This window comes from Streptomyces sp. SID14478 (assembly GCF_010548525.1).
In the GTDB taxonomy this organism is placed as follows: Bacteria; Actinomycetota; Actinomycetes; order Streptomycetales; family Streptomycetaceae; genus Streptomyces.
This window is the reverse complement of sequence record NZ_JAAGMG010000805.1, coordinates 1-11,096: the sequence shown is the minus strand read 5'-3', so window position 1 is coordinate 11,096 and position 11,096 is coordinate 1. Positions and strand designations below refer to the sequence as shown.

The window sequence follows — 11,096 nt, the reverse complement described above, 5'->3', positions numbered from 1 at the left end:
CCCTGCACGGCCGCCTCGTCACGTTCTGGCCGTACGGCACCCCCGTCGACCCGGACCGCCCGCACGAGGCCCCCTGGACAGCAGCCGCCGCCCTCCTGGCCCGCCTCCATGCCACGCCCACCGGTCAACTCCCGCCCGCGCTGCCGCCGATGAGGGGCCCGGTCAAGGCGGCCCGCGCCCTGTCCCGCCTGCACACCTCGGCCCCCGACCACCCCGCGACAGAGCCCGTCACCCGGGCCTGGTCCACCCTCCCGCCCTGGGCCCGCGCCGAAGCGCCGTACGACCACGCCCGCGCCCTGTGCCACGGCGACCTGCACCTCGGCCAGCTGGTCCGCCGCCCCGGCACGGGGAACTGGCTCCTCATCGACGTCGACGACCTCGGCATCGGCGATCCCGCCTGGGACTTGGCCCGCCCCGCGGCATGGTTCGCCTGCGGCCTGCTCCCGCCCGACGACTGGGCCCGCTTCCTCGGTGCGTACCGACAAGCGGGCGGCGCCCCCGCATTGACCGCCGACGACCCGTGGCCCGCCCTGGACGTGCCCGCCCGCGCCCTGACCGTGCAGACCGCCGCGCTCGCCGTGGCGAAGGCCGTCGAGGCAGGTCGCGCGCTCGACGAGGTCGAGGAGGCCGTGATCGACACCTGTGTCCGAATGGTGCGCGTACCGCCCCAGTTGGGTCAGGTGGGCGCCAAGTAGGGTGCGGGGGACGGAAGCCGGGAAGTGTTCCGGCGAAGCAGTGCCGAACGGCGAGGAGTTGACCCGACCATGCAGTGTCCCAAGTGTCACGCACCGATGCAGACGTACAACCGCAATGGCGTCCAGATCGAGCAGTGCAGCGGTTGCCGCGGGATATTCCTCGACTACGGCGAGCTGGAGTCGCTGACCCGGCTCGAGTCGCAGTGGCAGCAGCAGGTCCCGCCGGCCCCGCCCGCCCCCCAGGCGTACCCGGCCGCCCCCGCCCCGGCCTGGGGAGCGCCGCACCACGGTGGTCACCACGGCGGGCACCACGGCCACCACAACAGGGGCTTCGGCCGGATGCTCTTCTCCTCCTGAGCCGAGCACGAAGAAGCCCCCGGTCGAAGGGCCGGGGGCTTCTTGTCGGTGCGCGATACTGGGATTGAACCAGTGACCTCTTCCGTGTCAGGGAAGCGCTCTCCCGCTGAGCTAATCGCGCGGGAACGGGCCAGACTCTATCAGGCTCCGTGAGGGGAACTACGAGGTGCTGCGTGCGCGATACTGGGATTGAACCAGTGACCTCTTCCGTGTCAGGGAAGCGCTCTCCCGCTGAGCTAATCGCGCGGGACGGATCGGATACGAACCGGAGTCCGAAGATCCAGTGCGCGATACTGGGATTGAACCAGTGACCTCTTCCGTGTCAGGGAAGCGCTCTCCCGCTGAGCTAATCGCGCATGGAGGTGGAGACGGGATTTGAACCCGTGTAGACGGCTTTGCAGGCCGTTGCCTCGCCTCTCGGCCACTCCACCCGGAGCGTAGGGGTTCGGGAAGATCCCCCACTTCGAGCGAACGACCGGGTTCGAACCGGCGACCTCAACCTTGGCAAGGTTGCGCTCTACCAACTGAGCTACGTTCGCGTGTCTTTCCGTTCCGCTTGCGCGTCCCGGCGACGTGTTGAACTCTAGCGGATTCCTGGGCCAGTACAAAAACGCGTTTGCGCAGCGTGCTGCGGTGCGACCGCCGAACCGACGCCCGGGTCGGACCGCCGCACCTCCACCCCAGGTCACCGTCCCGTCACCCGCCATAGACTCGATGTCGTGCACGACGTCCCCTCCTCTGAGCCCCTCGCCCGCTTCGGCGAGCTCCTCGCGACCGGTCTGCTCGATGTGACCGACGACCCCGCGGCCCTGGAATCCAGCGGCTTCTGGGCGGTGGCGGCCGATTTCGAGGGGCGCCTGGTGTGCGCCCGCTTCGGGGACGTGCGCAGGCAACCCGTGCCCACACCGCGCCCCGGCGCCTGGCGCGGCCCCGCGCCGAGCGACTGGACGTCGTCGCTCGACCACACCGCGTACACGGACGGGGTGCGCCGGATACGGGCCCACATCGCCACCGGCGAGGTCTACCAGGCCAACCTCTGCCGCGTGCTGTCCGCGCCCGTCCCCGCCGAGGCCGACGTGGACGCCCTCGCCTCGCTCCTCGCCCGCGGGAACCCGGCGCCGTACGCGGGCACCGTCCGGCTGCCCGGGCACGGCGTGGAGATCGCGACGGCCTCGCCGGAGCTGTTCCTGCGCCGGGATGGCCGGGTCGTCGAGTCGGGCCCTATCAAGGGCACCGGCCGCACCGAGGCGGACCTCCTGGAGAAGGACCACGCCGAGAACGTGATGATCGTGGACCTGGTCCGCAACGACCTGGGCCGCGTCTGCGCGACCGGCACCGTGAGCGTCCCGGAACTGTGCGTGGTCGAGAAGCACCCAGGGCTCGTGCACCTGGTGTCACTGGTCCGCGGGCAACTGCGCGAAGGGGCCGGCTGGGCCGAGCTGCTCGACGCGGCCTTCCCGCCCGGCTCGGTGACCGGGGCGCCCAAGTCCAGCGCACTGCGGATCATCGAGGAGCTGGAGACGGCGCCGCGCGGCCCGTACTGCGGCGGCATCGGCTGGGTCGACGCGGACCGGGGGACCGGTGAACTGGCCGTCGGCATCCGCACGTTCTGGATCGACCGCGCGGCAGGCCGGCTCCGGTTCGGGACCGGCGCCGGGATCACCTGGGGCTCCGACCCGGAGCGCGAGTGGCAGGAGACCGAGCTGAAGGCCGCACGGCTGCTCGCGGTAGCGTCGGGAACGTACACGGACAGCTAGCCGGAACAGTCCGGGCAAGCGGGAGGAACGCACGTGAAGATCTGGCTCGACGGCCGGCTGCAGGACCCGCAGGAGGCGCGCGTCTCCGTCTTCGACCACGGGCTCACCGTGGGCGACGGCATCTTCGAGACCGTGAAGTCGGTCGAGGGCAGGCCGTTCGCGCTCACCCGCCACCTCGACCGGCTGACCCGCTCCGCGCGCGGCCTCGGACTGCCCGCGCCCGACCTGGACGAGGTGCGCCGCGCCTGCGCCGCCGTCGTCGAGGCGAACCCGATGGCGCTCGGCCGGCTGCGCATCACCTACACCGGCGGCGTCTCCCCGCTCGGCTCCGACCGCGGCGACGCGGGCACCACGCTCGTCGTCGCGCTCGGCGAGGTCACCCGGCGCCCCGACACCACCGCCGCGATCACCGTGCCGTGGACCCGCAACGAGCGCGGCGCGCTCACCGGCCTGAAGACGACGTCGTACGCGGAGAACGTCGTGGCGCTGGCCCGCGCCCATGAACGCGGCGCGTCCGAGGCCCTGTTCGCGAACACGCTGGGCCGGCTGTGCGAGGGCACGGGCTCGAACGTCTTCGTCGTCCTGGACGGCGAGATCCACACCCCGCCGGTCGCCTCGGGCTGTCTGGCCGGCATCACGCGCGCCCTCGCCGTCGCGTGGACGGGCGCCAAGGAGACCGACCTGCCGCTGTCCGTGCTCGCGGAGGCCGACGAGGTGTTCCTGACGTCGACGCTGCGCGACATCCAGGCCGTGCACCGCGTCGACGACCGCGACCTGACGGACGCCCCCGGCCCGGTCACCGCGAAGGCGATGCGGGTCTGGGACGAGCGGGCCGCGGACGACCTGGACCCGTGAGCGCCGGGTCCGCGGACCGGGAAATGACCTGTCGTCCACGGCATACGGGCGGGTAGAACACCGGTGATGACCACGACCCTGCGGCCGACCGAGCCGCTCCAGCGCACCGCCGACGGGTCGCGCTCACGCCACTACGCGGTGTGCGTGAACAGCCGTCCCGTCGGCACGCTCCACCTCGCCACGCACCCCGTGTTCGGTCCGTCCGTCGCCCAGATCCTGGATCTGCGCATCGACGAGCCGGACCGGGGCCGCGGCCGCGGCACGGTGGCCGCGCTCGCCGCCGAAGAGGTGGCCCGCTCCTGGAACTGCCGCCGCCTCGAGGTGTCGGTGCCCGTGCAGCAGTCCGGCCTGCTCCGGCTCGCGGGCGCGCTCGGCTACGTGGAGCGCGGCCGGAACATGGTGAAGCTGCTGCCCGAGCACCCGCCGGCCCTGCCCGAGGGCAGCGTCGGACGGCGCATGACACCGGCCGAGTACGGGCCGTGGCTGGAGCACGAGTCGGAGCAGTACGTGCGTTCCGTCGCCGCACGCGGACTGAGCGAGGAAGCGGCCCGCGAGAAGTCCGACCGCGACCACGCGGCACTGCTCCCGGAGGGCGTGGCGACGCCGGACGTCCTGCTCGGCGTGCTGGAGCACCGGGGCGAGCCCGTCGGCACGCTCTGGGTGGCGCAGCGCCCCGACGGCGCCTACATCTACGACGTCGAGGTCGCCGCGGACCGACGGGGCCAAGGCCACGGCCGCACGCTGCTGCTGCTCGCCGAGGCCGACGCGCTCGCCGCCGGTGCCACACGGATCGGCCTGCACGTCTTCGCGGGCAACACTCCCGCGCTGCGCCTGTACGAGTCGCTCGGCTACGTGCCGACCCGGCACCACCTGCACAAGCCCCTGGTGTGACGCCCGCGGCGCCTGGTCCTCGGCCTCGTCGGCTCAGGCTTCGGCGAGCAGCCGGTCCGCGATCTCCTCGATGCGCGCGCGCAGCCCGTCCTGGCTCTGGCCGCCGTCGAGACGCTCCCCGCCGATGACGTACGTCGGCGTACCCGTCACGCCGATCGCCTTGCCCTCGGCCTGGTCGGCGTCGACGATCAGGATGTGCCGCCCGTCGACCAGCGCGGTGTCGAACTCCTCGGCGTCCAGGCCCAGTTCTCGTGCCACCTCGACGAGGAACGGCTCGCCCTTGCGGTCGAACTCCTCGACCCGGCCGAGCACGGCCTCGACGTACGGCCAGCCCTTGCCCTGCACGTACGCCTCCTCGGCGGCCTGTGCGGCGGCGAAGGAGTGCTTGTGCTTCTCCAGCGGGAAGTGCCGCAGGCGCAGCTCGAGCCGGTCGCCGTAGCGCTCGCGCAGCGCGCGGACGTCGTCCAGGGCGGAGCGGCAGTCGGGGCACTGCAGCTCGCACCACACGTCAAGAGTCGGGTTCGGGGCGTTCATGGTGTCAGTCTCCCAGGCCAGGTCAGCGCTCCCCAACCTGGACCTGCGGAGGAGGAGCGACCCCGAGATGTCCCTGAGGTCCGTCCGGGGCGTGGCCCCCGGGCCCCGGGGCGGTGCAGGATGGAAGGGGCGAAGCGCACCGATGCCGACCAGATCGCCCAGGAGGACCGGATGATTGCCGAGACCGTCTGCTCCGCCGTGTCCGTGGCGGGCCTGGGTATCGCCGCGGTCACCGCGTACCGCAAGAGGTTCCTCGCGGCCGCCCGCACCGCCGCCTACTCGCTGGTTCCGCTGGGTCTGGTAATGACCGGCGCCGTCGGCTGGGTCGTGGACACCGCGTTCAGCCCGACCGCGTGGGCCGGGTTCGGCGTGCTCGGTGTGGCCTGGCTGATGTTCCTGGGGACCCGCGCCGTCGAGCGGCGCGGCGGCGGCACCCGCAAGGAACGCCGGGCGGCGAAGGCCGCTGCCCGCCAGGACGCCGTGGCCCCGGCCGCCTCGGCGCCTTCGCTCGGCCAGAGCACGCGCACCGCACCCGTCGCCCAGGCGAAGCCGAAGTCCGGCGCGTCCGAGGACTTCAGCGACATCGAGGCGATCCTGAAGAAGCACGGCATCTGAGCGGCGCGGCATCCGAGAGGGCTGCCGTGTCTCTGATCAAGATGCGTGCAGGTCAGGGCAGTTGAGCTGTCGGTCGGTCGTCATCTGGGCAACACCCCCGCACAGGGCGGCAGTTCGAGCCGTCGTCCGGTAGCGGCCGTGTCCTCGTCCGCCTGGACGCACGTACGACAGCGGCCACGCTTTTCGCTCACGTGCCCGGTGCGAGGTCACGAAATCCGGCGAACTGACCGTCATTCCGGGCGTTTTGGGTCACAGCCCTCTCCGGCCTGCGTCATCATCACGGCGAGATGCCGGACACACCGCAGCTGGCCGACCAGCCGGCCACCGACCAGGGGCAGGCGCCGCCGCACAGCGAGCCCGCGCCGCCCATGCCCACCCCACCCGACACCCAGCGAGGCTGCCTCTTCGCGCTCTCCCAACCGCCGCTGATGATCTTCCTCGCGGTGATCGGCTGTCTGCTCATGTTGGCCGCGCTGCACGATCTGCTGCTGCTGTGAGGGCGCTCAGCCCGCGGCTTCCTTGCGGCGCGCCCGGTAGGCGGCCACGTGCAGCCGGTTTCCGCACGTGCGGCTGTCGCAGTAGCGGCGGGAACGGTTGCGCGACAGATCGACGAACGCGTACCGGCAGTCCGGCGCCTCGCAGCGCCGCAGCCGCTCCTGCTCCCCGGCGACCAGGAAGAACGCCAGAGCCATCCCGCAGTCGGCCGCCAGGTGGTCGGCGACGGACGCGCCGGGCGCGAAGTAGTGCACGTGCCAGTCGTAGCCGTCGTGGTCGGTCAGCCGCGGCGTGGTGCCCGCGGCCGCGACCAGGTCGTTGATCACCGTCGCCGCACCGTGCGGATCCGCCGTGGCGAACACCTGTGCGAATCGAGCGCGGATCGCGCGGACCGCCGCGAGGTCACGCTCCGCAAGCACCCCGACATCGCTGATGTCGTGCTTTTCTACGAAAGCGGCCAGTGCCGGGAGGTCGGCGAGGCCCTCGGCCCCCGCCGCGCCCCCGTCGCTGTCCGGTGCGGTGTTCACCAGATCGACCACGGCGTCGAGCGCACACCGGGTGTCGTGGGTGATCAGCACGATTCGCTCCCTGGCCTGGGGGTCGGGCCTGCGCCCGCCGATGCTGGCCGAGCCTAGCGCTCCCGTCGGCGTTCAGGGGCGGACAGTCGCGGGCACGCATCGGCGCCGCCCCCGTGGAAGGTCCACGGTGACGGCGCCGCTGTCTGCCGTATGCGGTTGTCCTGCACGGAACCGAACCGTGCCGTCTCCCCGAGTGGACGGCACGAAGCGCTCACGGCGGCTGGCTGCCGACGCGGGCCTCCTGCGCGATTAGCTCTCCGCGAGGATGTGCGACAGCTCCTGATCGAGATCGAAATGACGGTGCTCCGTGCCGGGTGGCACGGCGGCGTCCGTCCGCTTGAGGAACGACTCCAGGGCCCGCGCCGGGGCCTCGAGCAGAGCCTCGCCCTCCGGGGAGCTCAGGGCGATGCAGACGACGCCCTGACCATGGCTGCGGGACGGCCAGACTCGGACGTCGCCGGTGCCGGTCGGCCGGTGTAGGCCTTCGGCGAGGAGATCGCGGGCGAATACCCACTCGACCGTCTCCTCGGCTCCGGTGTGGAAGGTGGCGTGCACGGCATACGGATCGGCCGTGTCATACCGCAGTCCTGCGGGTACAGGCAGTGAGGACTCGCTCGACACAACGAGGCGCAGGTGCAGCTCGCAGCTGACCGTGGTGTTCATAAGCGCCAGGGCCTTTCGCTCAGTGTGCGCTCGGGGATTCGCACGTCGGCGAAATCGACATGCCACCTACGGTGCCGTTGTAAACCCCTCTGAGGGTTTTGGGTGCCTTTAGGTAGCTCGTATGGCCGAGTCTTTCTTGTTGGGGAACCGCCATTCCAGTGAGGGGAATCGGTCCGGTAGGTTTGGGCCCATGAATACGGGGAGTGACGAGGCTGCCGAGAAGGCTGTCGGTACCGACGAGGCCGCATCAGAGACGAAACCCTTGGGGTCACGGGCGCCGGAGTTCGTCCAGGCGCGCAGGGCCCTGCACGTCAGCTGGCAGGTCGGTGTCTTCGTCGTGGGGCTCGCGGTCGTGGGCGCGGGCATCGTCATGCTGCCGCTGCCGGGTCCCGGCTGGCTCGTGATCTTCGGGGGCATGGCGATCTGGGCGACGGAGTTCGTCTGGGCGCAGCTGGTCCTGCGCTGGACGAAACGCAAGGTCACCGAGGCCACGCAGCGCGCGCTCGACCCCAAGGTCCGACGGCGGAACATCATCCTGACCACGATCGGCCTGGTGATCATCGCCGTGCTGGTCGGCGTCTACGTCTGGAAGTTCGGGCTCGAGATGCCGTGGAACATCAAGCAGTGACAGAGGGCTGCAGGGTGGTCTCGGGCACCCCCTGACATGGGGTAATGTTCTTCCTGCGCCCGGGCGATTAGCTCAGTGGGAGAGCGCTTCGTTCACACCGAAGAGGTCACTGGTTCGAACCCAGTATCGCCCACCCCGGACCGAGGGCCCCGGAGACGTCAAGTCTCCGGGGCCCTCGGCGTTTTCGCGTTCCCGTACAAGGGTTCGGATCCACGGTGACGCTGCGGTGCGCGAGGTGGGGCGGCGAACCGTCGGCCGTCGCGATCAAGAAGGCGATCGTGCGCGTCGAGAAGTCGAGAAGTCGAGAAGAAGTATCCGCGCATCGAGGGCAGGCCCGAATTCACCGACTACGAGGTGTTCTGGGGAAGTTCCGGACGCGGGCTCCGGCGGCAATCCTCCTGACGTATTCCAGAATTCGGTCGCCTTCCTGCGCAAGTACGACAAGCACGGCATTCCCCTGGACCTCAAGTCCCGGCGGGCGCCGGGAATCTGAGCCTGGAGAACTTCCGCAACGGAATACTGACGTCCGGTCAGGTGGACGGGGCAAGCGGGTCGGTGTCCCCGTCGGTGCGACCTTGCGCCGGTCGGTAACGAGACGCCCTGACGTTCACGCGAAGGGAACCTCGCGCGGGCAGACTCGCACCATGCACTGGAGCACTCGGCACCACTACACCTTCCGTAGCGTCTGGGACCTGTCCGCACCGCCGGCCGCCGTGTACGGCGTACTGGAGCGCGCGGGGGAGTACCCGACGTGGTGGCCCCAGGTGCGCTCCGTGACGCCGCTGGACGACATCAGCGGCGTCGCCGTGTTCCGCTCCTTCCTCCCGTACGAGCTCACGGTCACCGCCACCGAGAAGCGCCGCGACCCGGCCGGCGGGGTCCTCGAGATCGCGATGAGCGGGGACCTCGACGGGTGGGCGCGGTGGACGCTGAGCGCGCGGGCGGGCGGCACGCGGGCGGTCTACGAGCAGCAGGTCGAGGTGCGCCGCCCTCTGATGCGCCGCTTCGCCCTGCCGGGCAGGCCCGTGTTCCTCGCCAACCACGCGTGGATGATGCGCGGCGGACGGCGGGGCCTCGAGGCGCTGCTGCAACGGGTTTGAACACTGCCCGCCGCGCCCTGTATTGTTCAACCCGTTCCCGGGCGATTAGCTCAGTGGGAGAGCGCTTCGTTCACACCGAAGAGGTCACTGGTTCGAACCCAGTATCGCCCACCCGGAGAATCCGGCCCGCCAGTCATGGCGGGCCGTTTTTCGTGTGCGCGCAGGCCGGGTCGGCCTTTCGTGCGTCGGTGTTGCGCAGGCCGGGGCCGGACCGAAGGGTCAGGCCGCCGCCGGGAGTTCCGGGCGCAGCGGCCACGCCGGGTCCACCGCCTCGGGGGTGCCGCTGCGGGCGAACCAGGCCTGGAGGCCGCGGGCCTGACCCGCGTGCCAGACCGCCTGCAGCGAGTGGAGTTCGGCGGCGGACAGCCGCTCCAGGCGGGTCGCGAAACGGCGGCCCACCGCGCGGACCACGTCGAGCGCCGCCAGCGCGTCCGCCGCCGCGTCGTGCGCCTCCGCAAGCTCGACCTCGTAGTGCGCGCACAGGTCCGTCAGCGTCCGGCGGCCCTTGCGGTAGCGGTCCAGGTGCTTGTCGAGGACCCGCGGGTCCAGGACGCAGAGCGGTGCGCTGTCCAGATAGCGGGTCAGGGAGGAAGCGCGGTGCCGCTTCAACTCCCGGTCCAGCATGGTCAGATCGAACGGCGCGTTCATGATCACCAGCGGTCGGCCGGATGCCACCTGGTCCGCCAGTTCGCGGCCTATCTCCTCCATCACGGGCGCCGGCCAGCGGCCGTTGCGCTGCAGATGCTCGTCCGTCAGGCCGTGCACGTCCGTCGCGCCGGGCGGCACCGGCACTCCGGGGTTCACCAGCCAGCGCGTCACCCGCGGTCGGGTACCGGGCGCGTCCTGCACCACGATCGCCGCCGAGACGATGCGGTCGCTCTCCACGTCCACTCCGGTGGTCTCTGTGTCGAAGGCGGCCAGGGGGCCCTCGTACCAGCACGTCATGACAATGCAACTCCCTGTTCACGCACGGCAGATGACATCCCGTCGATTTGTGCCGCCTGCCCTTTCCGGTGATACCCGGGCCGTTTGCCTCGTACGCGGAGCGGTGACAACACAGATACGAGTCATGGCAGTTCAGCGGGGTGCCATTGACTCGGCCTTGATCAAATTCTTGATCTCCGCGGGGATTCACCGTTCTGGAAGGCCAGTTGGACCATGGTGCTCGCGCAGCCCGAACAGGGCGGGCTGCTGCCCGAGCGGTTCGCACCGTCGCGCGGCACACTCGCCACCACCGCCTGCATGGAGACGCTCCAGGTGGGCTATCTGCACGCGGTTGCCGCGGCCGCCGGATGCTCGCTCTCGCAGCCCTTTCCCGACAACGGCATCGACTGGCACGTCAGCCACAGCGCCCCCGGGCACACGGTCGATGACGAAGTCACCATAAAAGTGCAGCTCAAAGCGACCTATCAAATACCCCCGAACCCACCGGGCCCGACCTTCTCCTTCACGCTCGACAACCCCCACCTGGAGAAGCTCGCCCGGACCCCGGTCTCGGTGCACAAGATCCTCGTCGTGATGCTCGTGCCGCGCTCCCAGGACGACTGGCTGCGTGCCGGCCACGACCGGCTCGACCTGCGGCACTGCTGTTACTGGACCAACCTCGCCGGCCACCCGGTCACCGGCCGGCGCAGGACCACCGTGCGGGTCCCGACCTCGCGGATCTTCGACGACCGCGCCCTGTGCGAGATCATGACCCGCGTCGGGACGGGCGGGCGGCCCTGACCGGTCGACCCGGCCGGGAGCCAAGGGAGTTACGAGATGCAGCACCGCCCGATCGACGAGCCCGTACGGTCCCTCGGCGCGGCCCGCGCCCACCCCGTCGACCTCGCCGGGCCCGAACCCGCGCAGGTCGACCCGGCCGTCCTGAGCGCCCTGCTCGACCGGCACGGCTGGGAGCGGCGCGGCGGCACGGCGGGGCGGTACGC

The 11,096-nt window shown here is 71.0% G+C and carries 14 protein-coding genes and 7 tRNA genes; 12 read left to right on the top strand and 9 right to left on the bottom strand.

What is annotated here, in order from left to right:
- Together G3I40_RS26500 and G3I40_RS26495 are read left to right on the top strand one after the other, a co-directional pair.
- Positions 1-695: aminoglycoside phosphotransferase family protein (locus tag G3I40_RS26500; protein WP_164304676.1), on the top strand; the 695-nt coding region annotated here is incomplete at its 5' end.
- Positions 696-764: 69 nt separating this feature from the next.
- Positions 765-1,052 (top strand): zf-TFIIB domain-containing protein, encoded by a 288-nt coding sequence (locus tag G3I40_RS26495; RefSeq protein WP_164304675.1) that lies wholly within the window; start codon positions 765-767, stop codon positions 1,050-1,052.
- Between the two features lie 49 nt (positions 1,053-1,101).
- Here the strand turns inward: G3I40_RS26495 and G3I40_RS26490 are convergent.
- The 5 genes from G3I40_RS26490 to G3I40_RS26470 all read right to left on the bottom strand — a co-directional run bounded on the left by G3I40_RS26490 (position 1,102) and on the right by G3I40_RS26470 (position 1,591).
- Positions 1,102-1,173: transfer RNA gene (locus G3I40_RS26490), tRNA-Val, on the bottom strand.
- 53 nt (positions 1,174-1,226) lie between these two features.
- Positions 1,227-1,298 (bottom strand) — tRNA-Val (locus tag G3I40_RS26485).
- A 38-nt stretch (positions 1,299-1,336) separates the two neighbouring features.
- Positions 1,337-1,408, bottom strand: a tRNA-Val gene (locus tag G3I40_RS26480).
- A 1-nt stretch (position 1,409) separates the two neighbouring features.
- A tRNA-Cys gene (locus tag G3I40_RS26475) sits at positions 1,410-1,483 on the bottom strand.
- A gap of 35 nt (positions 1,484-1,518) precedes the next feature.
- Positions 1,519-1,591: transfer RNA gene (locus tag G3I40_RS26470), tRNA-Gly, on the bottom strand.
- A 180-nt stretch (positions 1,592-1,771) separates the two neighbouring features.
- Between G3I40_RS26470 and G3I40_RS26465 the strand changes: the two genes are divergently transcribed.
- From G3I40_RS26465 to G3I40_RS26455, 3 genes are all read left to right on the top strand, one after another.
- Positions 1,772-2,809, top strand: a complete 1,038-nt coding sequence (locus tag G3I40_RS26465) for a chorismate-binding protein (RefSeq protein ID WP_164304674.1) — start codon at positions 1,772-1,774, stop codon at positions 2,807-2,809.
- Positions 2,810-2,842: 33 nt separating this feature from the next.
- Entirely contained in the window at positions 2,843-3,664 is an 822-nt protein-coding gene (locus tag G3I40_RS26460; RefSeq protein ID WP_164304673.1) for an aminodeoxychorismate lyase, read from the top strand.
- A 66-nt stretch (positions 3,665-3,730) separates the two neighbouring features.
- Positions 3,731-4,555 carry a GNAT family N-acetyltransferase gene (locus G3I40_RS26455; protein WP_164304672.1) on the top strand — a complete coding sequence of 275 codons (825 nt, stop codon included), beginning with the start codon at positions 3,731-3,733 and terminating at the stop codon, positions 4,553-4,555.
- Positions 4,556-4,588: 33 nt separating this feature from the next.
- On the opposite strand, the gene G3I40_RS26450 is transcribed toward G3I40_RS26455, so the two are convergent.
- Positions 4,589-5,089 (bottom strand): DsbA family protein, encoded by a 501-nt coding sequence (locus G3I40_RS26450; RefSeq protein WP_164304671.1) that lies wholly within the window; start codon positions 5,087-5,089, stop codon positions 4,589-4,591.
- A 171-nt stretch (positions 5,090-5,260) separates the two neighbouring features.
- On the opposite strand from G3I40_RS26450, the gene G3I40_RS26445 reads away from it, so the two are divergent.
- Complete coding sequence (locus G3I40_RS26445) at positions 5,261-5,704, top strand: hypothetical protein (protein ID WP_164304677.1); 444 nt, start codon at positions 5,261-5,263, stop codon at positions 5,702-5,704.
- 287 nt (positions 5,705-5,991) lie between these two features.
- On the top strand, positions 5,992-6,201 hold the full coding sequence (locus tag G3I40_RS26440; protein ID WP_164304665.1) for a hypothetical protein: 210 nt from the start codon (positions 5,992-5,994) through the stop codon (positions 6,199-6,201).
- Positions 6,202-6,207: 6 nt separating this feature from the next.
- Here G3I40_RS26440 and G3I40_RS26435 read toward each other — a convergent pair whose 3' ends face one another.
- Positions 6,208-6,777 (bottom strand): CGNR zinc finger domain-containing protein, encoded by a 570-nt coding sequence (locus tag G3I40_RS26435; RefSeq protein ID WP_164304670.1) that lies wholly within the window; start codon positions 6,775-6,777, stop codon positions 6,208-6,210.
- A gap of 249 nt (positions 6,778-7,026) precedes the next feature.
- Positions 7,027-7,440 (bottom strand): SsgA family sporulation/cell division regulator, encoded by a 414-nt coding sequence (locus G3I40_RS26430; protein WP_004002642.1) that lies wholly within the window; start codon positions 7,438-7,440, stop codon positions 7,027-7,029.
- Between the two features lie 190 nt (positions 7,441-7,630).
- Between G3I40_RS26430 and G3I40_RS26425 the strand changes: the two genes are divergently transcribed.
- The 4 genes from G3I40_RS26425 to G3I40_RS26410 all read left to right on the top strand — a co-directional run bounded on the left by G3I40_RS26425 (position 7,631) and on the right by G3I40_RS26410 (position 9,279).
- Complete coding sequence (locus G3I40_RS26425) at positions 7,631-8,068, top strand: TIGR02611 family protein (RefSeq protein ID WP_164304669.1); 438 nt, start codon at positions 7,631-7,633, stop codon at positions 8,066-8,068.
- A gap of 61 nt (positions 8,069-8,129) precedes the next feature.
- Positions 8,130-8,201: transfer RNA gene (locus tag G3I40_RS26420), tRNA-Val, on the top strand.
- 511 nt (positions 8,202-8,712) lie between these two features.
- On the top strand, positions 8,713-9,168 hold the full coding sequence (locus G3I40_RS26415; protein ID WP_164304668.1) for an SRPBCC family protein: 456 nt from the start codon (positions 8,713-8,715) through the stop codon (positions 9,166-9,168).
- A gap of 39 nt (positions 9,169-9,207) precedes the next feature.
- A tRNA-Val gene (locus tag G3I40_RS26410) sits at positions 9,208-9,279 on the top strand.
- 108 nt (positions 9,280-9,387) lie between these two features.
- On the opposite strand, the gene G3I40_RS26405 is transcribed toward G3I40_RS26410, so the two are convergent.
- A complete protein-coding gene (locus G3I40_RS26405) occupies positions 9,388-10,113 on the bottom strand; it encodes a 3'-5' exonuclease (RefSeq protein ID WP_164304667.1) in 726 nt (241 codons plus the stop codon).
- 213 nt (positions 10,114-10,326) lie between these two features.
- On the opposite strand from G3I40_RS26405, the gene G3I40_RS26400 reads away from it, so the two are divergent.
- The gene (locus G3I40_RS26400) at positions 10,327-10,893 is read left to right on the top strand and encodes a DUF4365 domain-containing protein (protein WP_164304666.1); all 567 of its coding nucleotides are present in this window, start codon (positions 10,327-10,329) and stop codon (positions 10,891-10,893) included.
- The last annotated feature ends 203 nt before the right edge of the window (positions 10,894-11,096 follow it).